This window comes from Fictibacillus gelatini DSM 15865 (assembly GCF_000430745.1).
Classification (GTDB): Bacteria; Bacillota; Bacilli; order Bacillales; family Fictibacillaceae; genus Fictibacillus_A; species Fictibacillus_A gelatini.
Genome location: NZ_AUMP01000007.1, coordinates 113,374 through 131,436 on the forward strand (window position 1 = coordinate 113,374; position 18,063 = coordinate 131,436).

The window sequence follows — 18,063 nt, forward strand, 5'->3', positions numbered from 1 at the left end:
TAAAAAAGGGGGAAAATAGATGACACCGATTTTAATTGTCATAGGAATTGTCGTATTTGTCGTCCTTGCTTTACTCGCCGTATTTATAACAAAATACCGGACAGCTGGACCTGACGAAGCGTTAATCGTCACTGGAAGTTATTTAGGAAGCAAAAATGTGAACATCGATGAAGCAGGAAATAAAATAAAAATTGTACGGGGCGGAGGGACGTTCGTCCTGCCGGTTTTCCAGCAAGCGGAGCCGTTAAGCCTTCTGTCGAGCAAGCTCGATGTGCAAACCCCGGAAGTCTATACCGAACAAGGTGTGCCGGTAATGGCGGACGGAACAGCCATCATCAAAATTGGCAATTCCATTAGCGAAATTGCGACAGCAGCTGAACAATTTTTAGGTAAAACGAAAGAAGATCGTGAAAATGAAGCAAGAGAGGTATTGGAAGGCCACCTTCGATCTATTTTAGGCTCAATGACAGTCGAAGAAATTTATAAAAACCGCGATAAATTTTCGCAAGAAGTTCAGCGTGTCGCTTCACAGGATTTAGCGAAAATGGGGCTGGTCATCGTTTCGTTCACGATAAAAGATGTTCGCGATAAAAACGGTTACCTCGAAGCCCTGGGGAAACCAAGAATTGCCCAGGTAAGGCGAGATGCAGATATTGCAACGGCCGAAGCGGAAAAAGAGACACGCATTAAACGGGCAGAAGCGGATAAAGAAGCAAAAAAATCCGAGCTGGAACGAGCTACAGAAATTGCCGAGGCGGAAAAATTAAATCAGCTGAAAATCGCAGAATTCCGACGGGAACAAGATATTGCGAAAGCCCGTGCTGACCAGGCGTATCATTTGGAAGAAGCAAAAGCGAGACAAGAAGTAACCGAACAGCAAATGCAAATTAAGATCATAGAACGGCAAAAGCAAATTGAACTCGAGGAAAAAGAAATTTTGCGCCGGGAAAAGCAATACGATTCAGAAGTGAAAAAGAAAGCCGATGCCGATCGCTACGCGGTTGAGCAGGCGGCAGAAGCGGCCAAACGAAAAGAGCTTGCCGAAGCGGATGCGCATAAATATCGGGTGGAAGCGATGGCAAAAGCGGAAGCGGAAAAAATCCGCCTCGACGGTTTGGCGAAAGCAGAAGCAGAGCGGGCAAAGGGGGAATCCGAAGCGGAAATCATTCGTCTAAAAGGTCTTGCAGAGGCCGAAGCGAAACAAAAAATTGCCGAGGCGTTCGAAAAATTTGGCCAGGCGGCGATTTTAGACATGATTATCGGCATGCTTCCTGAATACGCGAAACAAGTGGCCGCACCTTTATCGAATATCGATAAGATTACGATCGTTGATACGGGGGGAAGCGGGGAAGGCAGCGGAGCGAACAAAGTAACAAGCTATGCGACCAACTTGATGGCGTCTTTGCAAGAATCGCTCAAAGCATCATCAGGCATCGACGTGAAAGAGCTCATCGAAAACTTCTCAGGAAAAGGGAATGTGAAACCGAGCATTGATGCCCTGACGGAAGAAATCGCAAAAGCGCCGTTGTCAAACCGCTTGTCGGAAACGGAACAAATCCCGCTGAAAGATTAATAAGTAAACAGTATAATTAAAATTCCACTCATTAATTAGCCCGGTAAATAAGGAGCTTTCCTTTTCCGGGCTTAAAAAAATACTTGAATTTTAAAAGGTTGATCGATTATGTTTTTAGGACTTTCTTTTTCTCCATTTTTTAACTTTTTTCTCATTTTTGTAGTCTTAATCGCTTTTTGGCGATTGAGTGTGTGGTACGATAAAAAGCATGGAGTTCCTAAGGTCTTTCAATGGTTTCCAAAACGTTGGGGGATTAGAAAAGTTTCAGAACACTAATCTCAATTAAATGAAAAATTGGCAGCTGAAGGAAAAGGTATTCATGTTAAAGTTTATGCTGTGGATTTATATATTGTAACGATACCTATGATTGTAAAGAAATATAGGTCATAAAAGGCTTGAGATAGTAGAATGGATGATATCGAACTACATACTGCTCATTTTAACGGAGTATTGCAGAATTAAAATTATCTTAGGAAAAAAGGGCGGAAAGTATGAAAAAGCTGTTAACATTGGTCGTTTTATTTGCCGGGGTATTTCTGTTCATTTTTAGTGGATGTGATAGCAAAAATGAAAAAAACTTAAAACAAATTGTTTGGGATCAATTATCTGCTGAACAAAAAAAGGAAGTAGTGGGCAGCTGGAAAAATGCGAAGGTAAAAAAAATGACGCTTCACAAAGGAATGTCAAACGTCCGGGATCATGGTTATTTCAATAAAAAAGTGTATTTGGTCAGTTTTCAATCGAATAAAGGCCCAGGTGTAGGGGATTTTGGAGTATTTGTTGATATGAAAACGAAAAAGATTATTGGTGTAGGTTATCGAGATTAAGACAAAAGAAAAATCAAGCTTTGCCAAAAGAGCAAGCCCGGAGTATATCATCAATGATGTTTTCTAGCATTTTTATCTTTCTATCCAAAAATAGTAATGCTATTTTCAAACGAAAAGAGACGGGGGAAAAGCGATGCTTGAACTAAAACGCTATAGAAATATTCCTTCATTTAAAAAAGAAGTCCTCAGCTTTTTGATGAGGCACGAAGGGGAAAACAGTCTAATTATCGGGGTTCTCAATTCGTTAGAAGAGGATTCTGAGCCAGCCTTTATGGCCGCCGTAAAGAAAGATGGGGATCTCGGCCTTGTCATCCTGCAAACCCATCCGTGTCAAATCATTTTGTCAAAGCCGGTTACCTTCACTCCAGATGAGATTAGTGAACTGGCAACATGTTTAGCCCGGGAATATCCAGAAAGTCCCGGTTTTATCGGTGAAACTCGTTTTACAACGGAATTGGCAAAGGATTTTTCCAGGATTGTAAACAAACAAACGACCGTTCATATGAAACAGCGAATTTATGTCTTACATGAGGTGAAGAAAAAAGCATCCGGAAAAGGTAAACTCGAGCAGGCAGCATTGGAAGATTGGCCGCTGCTGAAAGAATGGGGCTATTGTTTTGCGCAAGAGGTGAATGAGCCGAGCAGCAAGGAAGAAATGGAACAGAAGACGAAGGAATTTATTGAAAAAGGGCGTCTGTACGTCTGGAAAATCGATGGGAGGCCGGTATCCATGGCCTGTTCCTCACGCCCGACAGAAAACAACATTACTGTAAGCTATGTCTATACCCCTGAGGCCGAGCGAAAAAAAGGATATGCATCGGACTGTGTTTCCGCATTGACCCAATTGCTGCTAGACAGGGGCTATCAAACGACATCTCTATATACGGACTTAAGCAACCCGACTTCCAACAAAATTTATATCGAAATTGGCTATGAGCCTGTTATGGACTCGATTGTCATTTTATTAGACAAATAAAAAAGGTGATAACCATGAATGGTTATCACCTAAATGGCTGATACGATAAAATTGATCAGGAACAATCCGGCAATGATATAAACCGGCATAGCGACTTCTTGTTTCTTGCCAAGCGCGATTTTCAAAATCGGATAGGCAATAAAGCCGAATGCAATTCCATCCGTAATGCTATACGTTAACGGAATGAGCGCGATAATCAAGAAAGCGGGAAAGCCTTCTGAAAAATCCTGAAACCGTATTTTCCCGACGTTTTGCAGCATAAGGCAACCGATAATGATTAAAACCGGAGCGATGGCGCTGTCAGGAATAAGCTTAACGAACGGAAGCAAGAAAATGCACGGTAAAAATAAGAAGCCCGCCACAATGGCCGTGAAGCCCGTTTTTCCGCCGGCAGCAATGCCTGATGCGCTTTCGGCCGAAGATACTGTTGGACTCGTGCCAAAAATGCCGGCCGCAATAACCGAAAGGCTATTGGCCTGAAAGGAACGAGTGAACTTTTCCGGTTTTTCCAACATTCCGTGAAGGATACCCATATTTTCAAAAACGATAACCATCGCCAATGAAAAAACGGAAGTCCAAAACGAAAACGAACCGAACTGCTGAAACGATAGCGCGCCAACCGATGTAAAATCAAACGAAAAATGAATTTGTTTTACACTTGAAAAATCGACAAGGCCGAAAATGGCGGCCAAAACAGTCCCTGCCACAATGCTGATCAAAAAGTTGCCTTTGACATTTCGGCTAAAAAGAAAAAGCGCAATGATGAGTGTTAGCAATGTAACCAGCACATGAGGACTTCCTAAATTGCCTAAAGCAACAAATGTCGATTCACTTGCTTTTACGATCCCGCCTTTTTGCAAACCGATAAATGTTAAAAAAAGGCCGATGCCAACCGTGATTGCCTCTTTTAAAGAAGAGGGGACGGATTGGGCAAGCAAAGACGAGAGTTTCGTAAAGGCCACAATGGCAAACAAAATGCCTGATACAAAGACGGCTGCTAACGCCTCTTGCCATGAAAGCCCTACTGTATGCACGATCGTAAACGTGAAAAAGGCGTTAACGCCCATTCCGGGAACGAGCAAAATCGGCGCATTTCCCCATAAACCTATCAATAAGCAGCCAACAAATGATGTAAGGATGGTTGCGATAATGGCGGCGTCAAGGGGAATGCCTGCATCAGCTAAAATGGTTCCATTGACAACAATAATGTAGGCAACGGTAAAAAATGAAGTGATGCCGGCAAGAAGTTCCGTCTTAATCGTCGTACCGTGACCGTTCAAGTCGAAATGATTTTTAAATCGTTGCACAAACTTCTTTCCTAACGTATTATTCCCTCTCCCACCCGTGACAATGGCTATTAGCCAATCACCACCCGTATTATAGCATAAAACAAGGTCAGTTTTGGAAAAAAACTTGCTATTATTTTTTTGCATGTTTTTGGCGGGCGGGAACGAATTTTAGTAGTTGTAAAATAAAGAAAACAAAAGTTATGACAATTTCCGGGGGAATAAGAGCCATACCTTGTTCATAGGAATAACAGATCATCCATAGTATAATCAGAAAATAATATTTTTATGAATGGGAAAAGGAGATCTGTCAATGGACGACATTTTAATTAAACTTCTATTGCTGACATTTATTATTCATCTCATTGACACGTTGGCTTATTCCGTTCGGTTAAATTCAGTTAAAAGCGGGCAAGTTGCCTTATCTTTTTCGCTTTTTAACCTTTTTGTCCTCGTTTCCCGAACAGCCAATATGTTTCAAGCGCCTTTGATTGCAAGTATTATCGACTTTAGCATTGCACGCCATATGGATCCGCTTTTAGATTTGCGTGAAGTGATTTTTGCTTCCACAGCAGGAACATTAATCGGTGTCTTTTTCATTCCAACCTTTTTAAAAGTTTTTGGCATCGCTGTGAAAAAATTAGAGCTGACAGGTTCCGTTCCTTCTCTCGTTGTCGAAGCCCTGCATGTCAATAATCTTAAACGAATATTGAAAAAAGCGACGAAACCATCGAAAAGCATGATCACAAAACTGAGATTCCGTGAAATCCCGAAACGTTTTTTACTATTGAATGCGATTGTGACAGGCATTTATACGATCGGCGTCTTGTCGGCCAACTATGCAGCCCTTTTAGTTCCAGAAGATCACCGTCTGTCAGCTGTTGCATCATCGGGAATGATCAACGGAATCGCAACGATATTATTGACGCTTTTTGTCGATCCGAAATCGGCTGTCATCACCGACCAGGCCTTGCGTGGAAAACGCCCTTATGGTGATGTAAAAGCACTTGTTGTTCTATTAATTAGCACAAAACTGATCGGCACACTACTCGGACAGGTGTTTTTTATCCCTGCTGCCGAGCTTATCGCCAGCTTTTATCGATAATGGGAGGGAGAAGAGAGTTGAATATCAGAAAAGCAAGAGTAGAAGATGCTCGCCCAATCGCAAAGGTCCATGTTGAAAGCTGGAGAACTACATATAAAGGAATGATGGAAGACGACGTTTTAAAACAACTATCGGTTGATGAACGGAACAAAAGTGGAAGAAAATAATTATGGATTTGAGCGAGGAATTCCTTTATGTTGCAGAAAACGACAAAGGAGAAGTTGCCGGCTTTGCCTCCGGGGGTCCCAGCCGCTCACCGGAATTTGCATATGATGGGGAACTGTACGCCATTTATATTTTGCAGGAATATCAACAGAAGGGCATCGGGCGAAAGCTCATTTCGAAAATAGCCGAAAAGCTTTTGGAGAACGGATATCAATCGATGATCGTCTGGGTACTGAAAGATAATCAAGCGGCAAAACAGGCTTATATAAAACTCGGCGGCAAAGTAATTGGCAAAAAGGATATACAGATCGGAAAGCGAATGTTAGTAGAGGAAGCATTCGTCTGGGAAGACCTCACCGGATTTCTGTAAAAAGGAGGGACGGAATGGAGCTGACGATTAAAACAATGTCCGATTTGCCATTGCATGAACTTTCTATGCTTGTTCTTGAAAGTGAAGGCGAGGGGTATCGCTTCATTAGGCGGCTAGCGGACGAATATGCATTGGGAATCAATACGTTTAATCAAAAAGGAGAAATGATGGCTGCTGCTTTTCAAGGAAGAATGATCGGGTTTGGCGGGCTGAACATTGATCCGTATTTGCAGGATCCAACAATTGGGCGCATCCGGCATTTGTACGTTTCTCCGGCTTATCGCCAAACCGGGATCGCGCGAAGGCTGATGGAATTATTAATAAAGGAAGCGAAACACCATTTTGTATGGTTAACATTGCGGACGAACAACCCGGTTGCAGGAAAATTTTACCGAAGGCTCGGGTTTTCTGAAGAACCGCGTTTTAAAGAAGCCACTCATTTTTTGAAACTAACCTGATTTGTGGGGGAGGAGCTATCAATGTCAGTAGCTAAAGCATATTTAAAGTGTGTCATTGGGGATTTTCAAAGCATGAAGCAGCTCGGGGAAAAAACGATTGAGCAATTAACGATTGATGAATTAAATTGGTCGCCATCGAGTGAATCGAACAGTATTTCGATTATTGTAAAACATTTGAGAGGGAATATGTTTTCAAGATGGACAGATTTTTTGACAACGGATGGAGAAAAGCCGAATCGCCATCGAGATCATGAATTCATTGGTAATTTCAAGCAAAAAGAAGAATTGCTTGACGCATGGGAAGAAGGGTGGAATATACTATTTAACGCCCTTTCCCAGCTAAAAGAAAATAATTTGCTTGATGAAGTCACGATCCGTGGTGAAAAACATACCGTCATTCAGGCCATACAACGGCAAATTACCCATTACTCTTCCCATATCGGGCAAATGGTCTATATCGGAAAGCAAATAAAAGATAAAGAATGGAATTGCCTGAGCGTTCCGCGTGGAAAGTCTGAGGAATTTTTGAAAGAAAAACTTAGACAAACAAAATAAAGTAAGAAAAGGACAGAAAAATTGATTTTCTGTCCTTTTCCCATTGTGGAAAATGTACGGATTAGACGTATTGTTGTTAGCCGGTTTTTGTACAAAAAGAATATAGTTTTTTTATATCATTGATTTAGGGAGACTCGTGAAAGAGTTTCCTCTTTTTCTTTAAAATCAACTTCATATAAATAAATTTTCCATGCGGCTTCTGAGTCCTGAAATGTTTTCAATAGATGGAGATGGTTTTCTTTCGCGTTTAATATAGGAACGGCAGAAAAGATATATTTTCCGCCCATTTCTTGAAACGCTTTTGTATTTAATTGTAAATGTTCAATTTTGGCGTTCGAATTTTTTCGGAACATATATCGTTTTCCAAGTTCGCTGACGAAAATATAGCATCGTCCTCCCCATGTATCGAAATACTTTGTCAGCTGTTTGCTTTTATCGAGTTCTTTTGCAATGATTGTTCTGAACTGATGTTTATACGTTAACGGATAAAAATTATTGTACGTATCCAATGTGTAAAAGCCATTATACTGTGCGATGACAGGATGAAGCCCGATGCTCGCTACGCGATAAGATTCCGGGGGCTTTCCGATATAATCTTTAATATTGTTGAACAGATGCGTAGCGTAAAATTGTTTGAAAGATGGCTTATGTGTAGCCCTATACAATATTTCTTCATTGCATGTAAATAGAATTAGCGTCTGCAATATGAGGCAGAAGGAAACCAGCGTTCTCCATTTCTTCCCGATTCTCCATAAAAAAGAAAGAGCGATAGCAAAAGAAACATAGATAATAAGCGGGCGCAAGAAATGAAATCTGGCAAAATTGAATGTGTTTAAAAGATTAATTTTTTCTTTAAGAGGCTGCCAGCCGATAAAAAACCAGAACGCATACCATGTCGATAAAGCAAAATTAAGGATAAGCAAAAGCAAAAATTGACGCTCCGAATACCATTTTTTATTTTTAACGATCAGTAAAAGCGTAAGAAGGATGATCGGTAAAATAACAAATGTATGAACGGTTGCCACATGATTGTGCCCAAAAGTGAAATTTTTAAAAGCAAGTCGAATGCAATGATATAGCCCGAGCCTGGAGGAAATAAATTCATCCCTGCTCGTCGGTTCACTATGTACTAATAATGAAGCAACCAATCGATATTCAATGATTAAATACAGGAGCGTCATATAGGCGATGCTTCCAAGAAACACCCCGTTCCATTTCCGCTTTCGCGCGACATCAACAAGCCACAATCCCCCGATGAGAACGAGAAAAAAGAAAAATCCTAGCACAAAACTGGAATAAAGGGGCAATAAGGTAAGCGTCAGCCATTCCTTCCATGTCGATATTCCTTTTCGGATATTTAAAAACGCCCACAGTGCAAGAGGGTGTCCAAGCGTACTAAGCATGCCGGACGGCCAAAATGGAGTTAACGCAAATGCTAAAGCGACTCCGATTGTAATTGGATACGCATTTTTTTCTTTAATGAAATGATGTTTAAGAAGTACATACATCCCGACAAAAGCGATAAAACGGACAATGGTTTGGCTTATGGCATAGGCGACCATCGAAGGAAATAAAGCATGAAGCCAAACGAGCAGGCTAAACTCGGTTCCGAATGAATTTCGCGGCAGGCCGTTAATGATTTGAGGGATGACGGCATCAATGGAACCGAATAGCTTGCCGCTATCAGCCAACACTTTATACCATCCAATATTTGAGTCCAGATTATCATGAACCCGTATGTGCGCGTTTTCACCAAGGACATACAAAGGCAGGAGATAAATTGTGATTAAGACTAGCGCGAAAAACAAAGCGCGAGATTCAGAATTCCATTTTGTTCGTAAACTTTTCATCATGCATCACCTTTTTTCAATCATTCCGCTGATTAGTTTGAACCAATCCTAACGATTTTATTTTTCATCATCTTTTTTTGAAAACTTGAAAATACTAAGAAAGGAATTTGAGAGGAAGGAGTTTTTAAAAATGAAAAGAGTAAAAAAAGCCATTATTCCAGCAGCAGGATTAGGCACCCGGTTTTTGCCGGCGACAAAAGCGATGCCGAAAGAGATGCTTCCAATCGTCGATAAGCCTACGATCCAATATATCGTTGAAGAGGCGATTGAATCCGGGATTGAAGATATTATTATCGTAACAGGGAAAGGGAAGCGTGCGATTGAAGACCATTTTGACCATGCCTTTGAATTGGAGCAAAACCTTTTTCATAAAGGAAAGATAGAACTGTTAAAAAAAGTACAGGAATCGTCCAAAATGGTCGACATTCACTATATCCGCCAAAAGGAGCCGAAAGGGCTTGGACATGCGGTCTGGTGTGCAAGAAATTTTATCGGCAATGAGCCTTTTGCTGTTCTATTAGGAGATGATATTGTTCAGGCAAAAACGCCGTGCCTCAAACAATTAATGGAGCAATATGAGAAAACCAAATCATCGGTGATTGGCGTTAAACCAGTGCCGAAAAACGAAACACATCGGTACGGAATCATTAAAGCGAAAGCCGCGAGCGGAAGATTATATGAGGTTGAGCATTTAGTAGAGAAGCCGGAAATCGAAATGGCGCCATCCAATCTTGCGATCATGGGCCGCTATATTTTGTCTCCGGAAATCTTCACATTTTTAGCGAAAAAGGAAATCGGAGCAGGTGGAGAAATTCAGCTGACGGATGCGATCGAGCAATTAAGCCAAATCGAGCGGGTATTTGCTTATCATTTTGAAGGGACGCGTTATGACGTTGGAGAAAAGCTCGGCTTTATTTTGACAACCATTGATTTCGCTTTAAAAAACAGCGACTTAAAGCGGCCGTTAAGAGATTATTTAGAGAGAGTTCTATCTGAAGAAGCGGCGATTGACAATCTATAGAAGAATGCCATCTTGGACAATCTAGTTTTAAAGTGCGAGTTCAAAAAGGAGGACAAACAGGGCCAAGAAGTTCAAGGAAGCGCAGGCTCCGAGTACCGGAACGTATGCAATTAATACGTGAGGAACGCAGAGCAGCGCTGACGCAGAAATTCGCAGTCAATGTTTCCCGGACTTTTTGAACAACCTCTTAAAGAAAGAAAAAAGGAGGGGCTTCATTCTGTGAAAAACCCTGTACTCATCATCGTTGTTCCATGCTATAACGAGGAAGAAGTATTAAAAGAGACTGCTAAAGAACTTTCTCACGTTCTAAAACGTTTAGCTTCGGAAAAATTGATTGCAGCTTACAGTAAAATTTTATTTGTTGATGATGGATCGAGTGACCGAACATGGGAGTTGATTATTGAGGAAAAAAATACGAACCCGTTTGTCACAGGATTAAAATTGGCCCGCAACGTCGGCCATCAAAAAGCGCTTTTGGCCGGGTTGGAAATGGCAAAAACGAAAGCCGACTGCGTCATCTCGATCGATGCTGATCTTCAGGATGACACGACCGTTATCCGCGAATTTATTTTAAAATTTCATGAAGGATTTGATATTGTTCATGGGGTACGTAGAAAGCGTGATACGGACACCTTTTTCAAACGGACGACAGCTCTTTGTTTCTATTCGTTAATGCGTCGAATTGGAATTAATCTGATCCCCAATCATGCAGACTTTCGGTTAATGAGCAAACGCGCCTTGCATGAATTAAGCCGCTATAAGGAAGCGAATGTGTTTTTAAGAGGAATCGTTCCATTGATTGGGTTTAAATCAACAAATGTCTTTTACGATCGAAAAGAACGTTTAGCCGGCAAAACAAAATATCCGTTAAAGAAAATGCTGGCGTTTGCGTTTGAGGGAATCACTTCATTTAGCATTGTTCCGATTCGCTTTGTGACATTGCTCGGCTTTCTTTCATTTTTTATTGGTGGAATGGCAGGGAGTTATGCTCTCATTCAAGAATTATTAGGGAACACGAAATCCGGTTGGACGTCGCTTATGATCTCGATTTGGCTTATTGGCGGCCTTCAATTAATGGGGATTGGATTGATCGGCGAATATATCGGGAAAATTTTTAATGAAGTGAAAAGACGTCCGATGTATACGGTGGAAACGGATTTGTTTACAGGGGCATTTACCCGGCGGCCATCGAAAAAATACCGGCTCCTTGCGGCAAAAGAACTGAAAAAAAGAGGCAGTTGACATGAGAAGCTCGTTTATTCGTTTTTTAATCGTTGGTGTGATCAATACATTCGTCGGTATGTCGATGATGTTTCTTCTTCTTCATGAAGGCGGAATGTCGTATTGGCCATCTACGGTTACGGGTCATTTAATCGGAGCATGTACAAGCTATTTATTAAATCGTTCGTTTACGTTTAAAAATAGAGAGTCTATGTCGAAAACGGTTTTCCCATTTATGTTTGTCGTTAGCTCGTGCTATATTTTTTCTTATTATTTTGGGATTCATTTTGCCGAATGGCTCTTTATGTCAATCTCAAGGCTGCCCGCCACATATAGGGAAGATGCGGCAATACTGTTTGGCACCATTTTATATACCATTACGAATTATGCCGGGCAAAAAGCTATTGTTTTTTCGAGAAAAAATGAGCCGGTGAAAACATAATGATAAGCAATTAAGCGGATCATGCTACATGTCTTAGCCAATCCGCTTTCTTTATTTCTAATGATAAGGAGTACCGTCTTTTAAAACTTCTCTTAGTTTAGAAAGCGCTTTTTTCTGAATTCGTGAAACATGCATTTGCGAAATGTTTAATAGTTTTGCGATCTGGTGCTGGCTCAAATGGTCGTAAAACACATAAGTGATAATGGCTAATTCCCGTGTGGTTAACGTTTTGAAAGCTTCGAAAAGCAATACTCTATTTTCAATATGTTCAAAGCGTTCATCGATCGTTCCTATAAAGTCTATAATGGCTGTAGTGTTGTTTATTTGCTTATTTTGGGCGATATAATCAATGGACATTGCCTGATAGCTTTTATACACTTCCGCCGCTTCTAACACATCTTCTTCAGTTGAATGTAATGTTGCTGCAATTTCTTGAATGAGGGGAGAGCGGCCGAGTTGTTGATGCAATTGGTCTGCCGTCTTTTTAATAAGTGGGGCGAGTTCTTTAATTCTTCTTGGGACGTGTATGCTCCATGTTTCGTCGCGAATGTACCGTTTCATGCTGCCAATGATCATAGGTACGGCATACGATTCAAATGATCGATTAAGTTCAGGTTTATAATAATAAACCGCTTTTAATAATCCAATCATCCCGACTTGTACAAGATCTTCAAAATTATGTCGCTCTCTTGAGAATTTTTGGGCAATCGATTTCACTAACCGTTCATATTGTAAAATAATGTTTGTCTTTAATTCTTCATTGGAAGGGTCCTTTTTAATTTCTCTAATCCATTCATAAACTTTTTTATTTTTATGGAATGATTTAGCGTTAAACAAGCTTTACCCTCCTTCCTATCGTTTGGCCATAATTTTCGAGCTATTTTCCGAAATAGTGAAACGTTATTCTATATGTACTAGGATAGGAAAAGGTAAAGTAAATAGGACGATTTTTATCGTATTACCTATATGAATTCGCTCATTATAAAGGAAATTCCTTTAATCAGCGGGCATTTTTTAGTTTGAAAGCGTGTTTACCGTGATTTTTTTCAGGGTATATATCCTATAGGATAACGGAAGAGGTGATTGAAAATGAAAGTGATACAATCAGCATCCTTTACATATGATCAGCCAGTGACATTAAACTTAATTTATCGTTTTTATAAAAAAGTGCAATCGTGCCAGTCGAACGTCCTTCTATGCAAAAATGGTCTATATTCTCAAGGGAAAACGTTAACTGCACTTGTATCCTTTTTCTTACTGCTTAAAAAAGGAGATCCTTATTTGCTCATCGCAGAAGGTGAAGACGCAAATAAAGATTTGCAAGCGCTTTCACTACTATTTGGAGGCACTTATGAAGAAGAAGGCGTTTTTGCTTAACATATCCTTCATGGAAAAAGAGGTTGGCTAACTGCCGCCTCTTTTATTTTTTTGTTAGATTCGTCCCCAGAAAAGCATATAGTAGTAGCAGTAAATTAAGGGGGACAATGCTTTGGATAAAAAAGTATTATTTTTCGGGGACTTTGGGATTGATGACGCGATCGCTTTCATTTACGCGTTTTTATCAAAAAAAATAAATATTGTCGGGATTGTAGCCGATTATGGCAATGTTTCAAGAGAAATGGTGCTTCAAAATGTTGATTATTTAATAAAGAAAACCGGTTTAAATGATATTCCCGTCATTAGCGGAGCAAGCCGGCCATTAACAGGAGAATCACCGATATATTATCCGGCGATTCATGGACCTAACGGGTTAGGGCCGGTTATCCCTTCCGCCATTAAGAAAAATAAACGGGAAAATTTCTTTGAAGTAATTGATATTATAAAAAAATATGAAAATGAAATCATTATTGTAAATACAGGAAGGCTAACATCGCTCGCGACTCTCTTTGTCTTATATGGGGCGTTAATGGAAAATGTACATTCTTATTACATAATGGGAGGAGCGTTCCTTTGCCCGGGGAATGTGACTCCTGTTTCGGAAGCGAATTTTTACAGTGATCCAATCGCAGCGAACCTCGTGATGAAATATGCGAAAAAAGCTACGATTTACCCATTGAATGTAACAAGGAACACGATTGTATCACCCGAAATGACAAATTATATTGCTGCAAAAGGAAAGACAGATCTTGTTAAGCCGTTAATTGATTATTATTACTACCATTTTTATAAACAAAACTATCCCGGTTCAAAAGGAAGCCCTGTTCATGATGTATTGCCGATGATGTCTGTCATCCATGATGATTTATGTAGGTATGTTGAAGCGGAAGTCATCATCGATCTGTCAAATGGGCTGTCACGCGGGCAAAGCATAGGCGATTTTCGTCCTGTACTTAACAACGAAACTTTTGGGCGGACCAAACAACGGATCGCTGTGGAATTACATTATAAAAAATTTTTTTCCGAGTTTATGACAGTTATGACGGGTGAACACTTTAAACAGGAATAGGTGAATGTACCCTTTCTATAAAAGATGAATATTGTAATATGACGATAATCAAGAGGAGGGAACATCTTATGCCTGAACATCTAGCGTGGCACGAAACATTAGAACTGCACGAACTTGTCGCTTTTCAATCAGCGGGCTTAACAAAATTAAAAATGTCTATTCGAAAAGTACCGGATCACGAACTCCGAACGTTATACATGCAGGCAATTCAGGGAATTGAACGTAACATTCGCGAATTGCTTCGGTTTTTCCCAAATGCGCCTGGTTATGACCACAATCCTCGCCAGGCAGATGCCGGCTTTTACGCTGGCGATTTATTGGGGCTTGCTAAAGCATCAGTCCGCAACTACGCGATGGCGCTAACTGAAACCGCCACACCCGAGCTTCACCAAGTATTAAGCAGGCACTTGCAAAATGCTGTCCAATTGCATTACAACGTATACAGGTATATGCTAGAAAAGGGATATTATTCTTCATATGATCTACATCAACTTTTAACCAATGATGTGAAAAACGCACATAAAGCATTGGATATGCACTATTGAATAAAAAATGAAAGCCGTTTAACCCGACATAATGGCACATAGAAAAAACTCCTTTTCAATAAAAGGAGTTTTTTTAATCGTTAATTTAAATTGCTGATTTTCGCGCTTGTCCGGATCTAACTAAATAGCGATGCAGCGGGATTTCAGCAATGGTTAATAAAACTGCTGTAAGAATGGCTCCTGGAAATGTTACAGTTGTATTAGGAAGCCATGCGGATACAAAATAAACGATCAATGTTGAAGCGAAAAAATCTAAAACCGCGCTTAATACAAGCGTATCTTCCCTTAGCAGCATGACTTCCATCATATGACCGACCAGTGCAAGCACAAGCCCGACAATGGCTGCCTGATATGCAAATGAATAATGGACATTAGGCAAAATAAACGATGCAATAATTAATATAGTAGGACAAACAAAAATCTTTATTAGCAAACCTGTCATTGCCAATACCTCCTTTATCAGGCTTAGTATTGGCCATCCGGATTTCTTTTACTCAAGTTTCGCTATTTAAAAATGGGCTTTAAATCAATTGTTGTGCTTCATAATTACGACAAAAAAATGATTGGCTTGTAAATGATCAAAAATAAGAGCGGCCGGCTTGTCCGCTCTTATTTACCCTATTCATTTTGTCCGCTTGCTTTTCCACCTTTTTCACCAATTTCCCGGTAAAACTCTTTGCCATGCTCACGCTTTGTTTTCTCACCGCCCTTTTGTCCGATTTCCTTATAAAACTTCTTGTCGTGTTCTCTTGCTGTCTTTTCTCCACCCTTTTGTCCGATTTCTTGATAAAATTCTTTTCCTTGAGTTCTTTTAACTTTTTCTCCGCCTTTTCTTCCTGCTTCTTCTCTCGTCATTTTAGATGGATTGCTCATTGGTTATTAGCCTCCTTTGAAGAAGTTATTAAACTATTTCCACACTCTTTCATAAAGAAAACGTGAAATTGCTTTCTTTTTTAAAATAGGAATAAAGACCTGTTTATCAATTTAAGGTTTAAAAAGAAGGGGGACGGGAAAAGGATAAACAAGCTTGATATCATTTTTGAATTTCCAAAGGAGGAGAAATAAAATGATGGCAAAACCAACCGTTAGAGAGTATTTGACTGAACAAGAGGTAATCGGAGCCGTTCAAGATTTAGAATCAAAAGGTATCAGCCAGAAGGACATATATGTGTTGGCCCATCAAGACGATAGAACGAATCAAGTAGCAGACCGTGCGAATGTAAATACCATCGGAATAAAGGAAGAGGGACTTTCTACAGCTATTAAAAATGTCTTCAACTCCAAAGGGGACGAACTTCGCAATAAAATGGAAGAAATGGGGCTTTCTCAATATGAAGCTGAAGAATATGAAAGAAAGCTTGATGAAGGGAAAATCTTATTATTCGTAAAAGAATAAAAACAAGGGAGGTGAAAGCCTCTCTTGTTTTGTTATTAGTCTATTTTAAAAAATCACTTACCCGAATGGGGGACGAAAGCAAACAGAAAAGATTAAACAAATACCAGAACAATGTAAAACTAAAGGGAGTCAAATAATTCCTCTAAATTCACTTGAAAGCCTTCTAAAACGGAGGATTGAATAATGCCTTTTTCCCTTAACATGTCCAATTGCTTATATTGGCCATCTTCATCAAGTACATAAACCTGGACGCTGTTAAGCATCGGGTTGACAATCCAATATTCTTTTACGCCGCATTGCATATAAAGATTTAACTTGAAGACTAAATCATGAGATTGATTAGACGGGCTAACGATTTCAATAATGAGGCTGGGAGAACCGACATACTTGTCTTCCATTAACCCGTTTTTGTCACAAATGACCGATATATCAGGGATGACAATTTTTGTTTCGTTCATGTTCGTTGAGGAAAGTTCCACGTCAAACGGAGCATGGAACACTTCGCATTTCCTTCGTTCTAAAAAATTGAATAGCCAGGCATGAAGTCTTCCAGAAATCCGTTGATGCTTCGTTGATGGGGAAGGAGACATAAACACTATACCATCGACATACTCTAGCAATCGATTGGTTGTTTCCCTCATTTTATAAAATTCATCAATTGTCACGAAATCTTCTGGTAATTTCAAAAGAAACACCTTCTTTCTTTTCATTGATAAAAGAAATTGACTTTATTATACCACAACTGTTAGCTTTTCCCGGTCATGTTGCGACTTCAAAATTCTCACCGTTAACCATATAGCCAGACTTTGGATGAAAAATTGATAATGTATGAAATAAAAGATAACCAGGGTTCCAACCTATATAAGAAAAGACACCCGCTATACTTTAAGCTTTTCTTTCGAGACATCTGACCGCCAGAGCCGCCTCACTAATTTTAAGTTACCAAGCAACAATAAATATAAAAAGGGATAAATCGGAACCGAATAAATCCATTTCCAGCCGTTATAATAAAATAAGCCCAATTTTACAGACAGCCATTCATAAAAAAGGGCAAAGGCCGACCAGCCTGCAATGTAGAGCATTTTTGTTACAATGCGGCGGGTAGATGGGAAAAAGTTTAAAAAAATAATGTCTATGGCTGGATAAATCCCTAATGTAACCAATAAATCCGTATATTGCGCCTTTTTTTGAAAATAGCCGTATAAGTGAAAGGTTACTTCTAAAATGTAATCGACCGAAAAGGCGAGGATGACAGCGAAGATGGAAGTGCTATAAATTTCAAGCTTATTCATTCTTTTTTCAGGGAAAAAAGCGATGGCATTAAACACTAGAATAGAAATAATCGCTAAAATCATAGCTTTCAACTTCCTTCAACATTTAGTTTCGCTACCCCCAGGGCATAATGATTCCTTAATGTGGTCAAAATCATTTCCGCTTCCCTATGGTCACATTCAATGATTAAAATGACTTCCGGTTTTTTTCCACGTTTCATAAGCCGCTGTTTACGGAAAATTTTGTAGATCAACAGATTAAGGATAACACCTATGGAAAAGCCGGCGGCCGCCCCGATTAACCCCCAATAAATGGGTCCCCATTGAAGCTTGAACCCAATGCTTGCTCCTACTACGGAAAGAGCAGTCCCGATTGCAGCCCCTTTATCAAACAGACTGATCCCGTCCGCATAATGAATCGTATCAAAGAGTTTCCTCTCTTCATTTGTATTCGAAAGAGGAACAGCCAGAATATTTTCTTTTGGAATTCCTTTTTGCACTAATGAAGTGATGGCTAACTCAATAAAATGTGAATGTTCAAACGTTGACAGCACAT

Annotated in this window: 22 protein-coding genes and 2 pseudogenes; 16 read left to right on the forward strand and 8 right to left on the reverse strand. The window is 39.9% G+C overall.

Annotated features, from left to right (window positions below; genetic code table 11):
* Nucleotides 1–19: 19 nt before the first annotated feature.
* The 4 genes and pseudogenes from floT (at nt 20) to H538_RS0110845 (ending at nt 3,376) form a co-directional block, all read left to right on the forward strand.
* Nucleotides 20–1,573: a flotillin lipid rafts scaffold protein FloT gene (gene floT, locus H538_RS0110835; RefSeq protein WP_026677616.1), complete on the forward strand. Its 1,554-nt coding sequence runs from the start codon at nt 20–22 to the stop codon at nt 1,571–1,573.
* A gap of 108 nt (nt 1,574–1,681) precedes the next feature.
* Nucleotides 1,682–1,963: pseudogene (locus H538_RS26450) on the forward strand (hypothetical protein).
* 101 nt (nt 1,964–2,064) lie between these two features.
* Nucleotides 2,065–2,400 carry a hypothetical protein gene (locus H538_RS0110840; protein WP_051291431.1) on the forward strand — a complete coding sequence of 112 codons (336 nt, stop codon included), beginning with the start codon at nt 2,065–2,067 and terminating at the stop codon, nt 2,398–2,400.
* Between the two features lie 133 nt (nt 2,401–2,533).
* Nucleotides 2,534–3,376, forward strand: a complete 843-nt coding sequence (locus tag H538_RS0110845; RefSeq protein ID WP_026677618.1) for a GNAT family N-acetyltransferase — start codon at nt 2,534–2,536, stop codon at nt 3,374–3,376.
* A gap of 29 nt (nt 3,377–3,405) precedes the next feature.
* Here the strand turns inward: H538_RS0110845 and H538_RS0110850 are convergent, their stop codons facing one another.
* Nucleotides 3,406–4,683 carry an NCS2 family permease gene (locus H538_RS0110850; RefSeq protein ID WP_026677619.1) on the reverse strand — a complete coding sequence of 426 codons (1,278 nt, stop codon included), beginning with the start codon at nt 4,681–4,683 and terminating at the stop codon, nt 3,406–3,408.
* A 292-nt stretch (nt 4,684–4,975) separates the two neighbouring features.
* On the opposite strand from H538_RS0110850, the gene H538_RS0110855 reads away from it, so the two are divergent.
* The 5 genes from H538_RS0110855 to H538_RS0110870 are packed head-to-tail and all read left to right on the forward strand — an operon-like array spanning nt 4,976 to nt 7,315.
* Entirely contained in the window at nt 4,976–5,767 is a 792-nt protein-coding gene (locus tag H538_RS0110855) for a lipid II flippase Amj family protein (RefSeq protein WP_026677620.1), read from the forward strand.
* A 17-nt stretch (nt 5,768–5,784) separates the two neighbouring features.
* Nucleotides 5,785–5,934 (forward strand): hypothetical protein, encoded by a 150-nt coding sequence (locus tag H538_RS26095; RefSeq protein ID WP_154657953.1) that lies wholly within the window; start codon nt 5,785–5,787, stop codon nt 5,932–5,934.
* A gap of 2 nt (nt 5,935–5,936) precedes the next feature.
* Complete coding sequence (locus tag H538_RS23625) at nt 5,937–6,302, forward strand: GNAT family N-acetyltransferase (protein WP_051291432.1); 366 nt, start codon at nt 5,937–5,939, stop codon at nt 6,300–6,302.
* 14 nt (nt 6,303–6,316) lie between these two features.
* Nucleotides 6,317–6,760: a GNAT family N-acetyltransferase gene (locus tag H538_RS0110865; protein ID WP_026677621.1), complete on the forward strand. Its 444-nt coding sequence runs from the start codon at nt 6,317–6,319 to the stop codon at nt 6,758–6,760.
* A 21-nt stretch (nt 6,761–6,781) separates the two neighbouring features.
* A complete protein-coding gene (locus H538_RS0110870; RefSeq protein WP_026677622.1) occupies nt 6,782–7,315 on the forward strand; it encodes a DUF1572 family protein in 534 nt (177 codons plus the stop codon).
* Between the two features lie 116 nt (nt 7,316–7,431).
* Here H538_RS0110870 and H538_RS23630 read toward each other — a convergent pair whose 3' ends face one another.
* Nucleotides 7,432–9,165 (reverse strand): DUF6044 family protein, encoded by a 1,734-nt coding sequence (locus tag H538_RS23630; RefSeq protein ID WP_051291433.1) that lies wholly within the window; start codon nt 9,163–9,165, stop codon nt 7,432–7,434.
* Between the two features lie 130 nt (nt 9,166–9,295).
* Between H538_RS23630 and galU the strand changes: the two genes are divergently transcribed.
* The 3 genes from galU to H538_RS0110890 all read left to right on the forward strand — a co-directional run bounded on the left by galU (nt 9,296) and on the right by H538_RS0110890 (nt 11,849).
* The gene (gene galU, locus H538_RS0110880) at nt 9,296–10,186 is read left to right on the forward strand and encodes a UTP--glucose-1-phosphate uridylyltransferase GalU (protein ID WP_026677623.1); all 891 of its coding nucleotides are present in this window, start codon (nt 9,296–9,298) and stop codon (nt 10,184–10,186) included.
* Nucleotides 10,187–10,405: 219 nt separating this feature from the next.
* Nucleotides 10,406–11,428 carry a glycosyltransferase family 2 protein gene (locus tag H538_RS23635; protein WP_035350589.1) on the forward strand — a complete coding sequence of 341 codons (1,023 nt, stop codon included), beginning with the start codon at nt 10,406–10,408 and terminating at the stop codon, nt 11,426–11,428.
* Nucleotide 11,429: 1 nt separating this feature from the next.
* Complete coding sequence (locus H538_RS0110890; RefSeq protein ID WP_026677624.1) at nt 11,430–11,849, forward strand: GtrA family protein; 420 nt, start codon at nt 11,430–11,432, stop codon at nt 11,847–11,849.
* A 57-nt stretch (nt 11,850–11,906) separates the two neighbouring features.
* Here H538_RS0110890 and H538_RS0110895 read toward each other — a convergent pair whose 3' ends face one another.
* Nucleotides 11,907–12,686: a SigB/SigF/SigG family RNA polymerase sigma factor gene (locus H538_RS0110895; RefSeq protein ID WP_026677625.1), complete on the reverse strand. Its 780-nt coding sequence runs from the start codon at nt 12,684–12,686 to the stop codon at nt 11,907–11,909.
* 252 nt (nt 12,687–12,938) lie between these two features.
* Between H538_RS0110895 and H538_RS0110900 the strand changes: the two genes are divergently transcribed.
* From H538_RS0110900 to H538_RS0110910, 3 genes are all read left to right on the forward strand, one after another.
* Entirely contained in the window at nt 12,939–13,226 is a 288-nt protein-coding gene (locus tag H538_RS0110900) for an HPr family phosphocarrier protein (RefSeq protein WP_026677626.1), read from the forward strand.
* A gap of 112 nt (nt 13,227–13,338) precedes the next feature.
* Nucleotides 13,339–14,295 (forward strand): nucleoside hydrolase, encoded by a 957-nt coding sequence (locus H538_RS0110905; RefSeq protein ID WP_026677627.1) that lies wholly within the window; start codon nt 13,339–13,341, stop codon nt 14,293–14,295.
* Nucleotides 14,296–14,363: 68 nt separating this feature from the next.
* Entirely contained in the window at nt 14,364–14,840 is a 477-nt protein-coding gene (locus H538_RS0110910) for a spore coat protein (RefSeq protein WP_026677628.1), read from the forward strand.
* Between the two features lie 85 nt (nt 14,841–14,925).
* On the opposite strand, the gene H538_RS0110915 is transcribed toward H538_RS0110910, so the two are convergent.
* Both H538_RS0110915 and H538_RS23640 read right to left on the reverse strand, forming a co-directional pair.
* The gene (locus tag H538_RS0110915; RefSeq protein WP_026677629.1) at nt 14,926–15,282 is read right to left on the reverse strand and encodes a DUF2512 family protein; all 357 of its coding nucleotides are present in this window, start codon (nt 15,280–15,282) and stop codon (nt 14,926–14,928) included.
* A 182-nt stretch (nt 15,283–15,464) separates the two neighbouring features.
* Nucleotides 15,465–15,713 (reverse strand): annotated as a pseudogene (locus H538_RS23640) (KGG domain-containing protein); the annotation flags it as partial.
* 193 nt (nt 15,714–15,906) lie between these two features.
* Between H538_RS23640 and H538_RS0110925 the strand changes: the two are divergent.
* The gene (locus H538_RS0110925) at nt 15,907–16,236 is read left to right on the forward strand and encodes a YflT domain-containing protein (protein ID WP_026677630.1); all 330 of its coding nucleotides are present in this window, start codon (nt 15,907–15,909) and stop codon (nt 16,234–16,236) included.
* Between the two features lie 119 nt (nt 16,237–16,355).
* Here the strand turns inward: H538_RS0110925 and H538_RS0110930 are convergent, their stop codons facing one another.
* The 3 genes from H538_RS0110930 to H538_RS0110940 all read right to left on the reverse strand — a co-directional run bounded on the left by H538_RS0110930 (nt 16,356) and on the right by H538_RS0110940 (nt 18,061).
* The gene (locus H538_RS0110930; RefSeq protein ID WP_026677631.1) at nt 16,356–16,922 is read right to left on the reverse strand and encodes a Uma2 family endonuclease; all 567 of its coding nucleotides are present in this window, start codon (nt 16,920–16,922) and stop codon (nt 16,356–16,358) included.
* Nucleotides 16,923–17,114: 192 nt separating this feature from the next.
* A complete protein-coding gene (locus H538_RS23645) occupies nt 17,115–17,591 on the reverse strand; it encodes a CBO0543 family protein (protein ID WP_051291435.1) in 477 nt (158 codons plus the stop codon).
* A 5-nt stretch (nt 17,592–17,596) separates the two neighbouring features.
* Nucleotides 17,597–18,061, reverse strand: a complete 465-nt coding sequence (locus H538_RS0110940; protein ID WP_322786405.1) for a hypothetical protein — start codon at nt 18,059–18,061, stop codon at nt 17,597–17,599.
* Between the last annotated feature and the right edge of the window lie 2 nt (nt 18,062–18,063).

Bases quoted from the DNA above. Each gene is read 5' to 3' on its own strand.
- H538_RS0110840 (WP_051291431.1), top strand. From the start codon at position 2,065: ATGAAAAAGCTGTTAACATTGGTCGTTTTATTTGCCGGGGTATTTCTG.
- H538_RS0110870 (WP_026677622.1), top strand. From the start codon at position 6,782: ATGTCAGTAGCTAAAGCATATTTAAAGTGTGTCATTGGGGATTTTCAA.
- H538_RS0110855 (WP_026677620.1), top strand. From the start codon at position 4,976: ATGGACGACATTTTAATTAAACTTCTATTGCTGACATTTATTATTCAT.
- galU (WP_026677623.1), top strand. From the start codon at position 9,296: ATGAAAAGAGTAAAAAAAGCCATTATTCCAGCAGCAGGATTAGGCACC.
- H538_RS0110890 (WP_026677624.1), top strand. From the start codon at position 11,430: ATGAGAAGCTCGTTTATTCGTTTTTTAATCGTTGGTGTGATCAATACA.
- H538_RS0110925 (WP_026677630.1), top strand. From the start codon at position 15,907: ATGATGGCAAAACCAACCGTTAGAGAGTATTTGACTGAACAAGAGGTA.
- H538_RS23630 (WP_051291433.1), bottom strand. From the start codon at position 9,165: ATGAAAAGTTTACGAACAAAATGGAATTCTGAATCTCGCGCTTTGTTT.
- H538_RS0110865 (WP_026677621.1), top strand. From the start codon at position 6,317: ATGGAGCTGACGATTAAAACAATGTCCGATTTGCCATTGCATGAACTT.
- H538_RS0110900 (WP_026677626.1), top strand. From the start codon at position 12,939: ATGAAAGTGATACAATCAGCATCCTTTACATATGATCAGCCAGTGACA.
- H538_RS0110910 (WP_026677628.1), top strand. From the start codon at position 14,364: ATGCCTGAACATCTAGCGTGGCACGAAACATTAGAACTGCACGAACTT.
- H538_RS0110915 (WP_026677629.1), bottom strand. From the start codon at position 15,282: ATGACAGGTTTGCTAATAAAGATTTTTGTTTGTCCTACTATATTAATT.
- floT (WP_026677616.1), top strand. From the start codon at position 20: ATGACACCGATTTTAATTGTCATAGGAATTGTCGTATTTGTCGTCCTT.
- H538_RS23625 (WP_051291432.1), top strand. From the start codon at position 5,937: ATGGATTTGAGCGAGGAATTCCTTTATGTTGCAGAAAACGACAAAGGA.
- H538_RS23645 (WP_051291435.1), bottom strand. From the start codon at position 17,591: ATGATTTTAGCGATTATTTCTATTCTAGTGTTTAATGCCATCGCTTTT.
- H538_RS0110845 (WP_026677618.1), top strand. From the start codon at position 2,534: ATGCTTGAACTAAAACGCTATAGAAATATTCCTTCATTTAAAAAAGAA.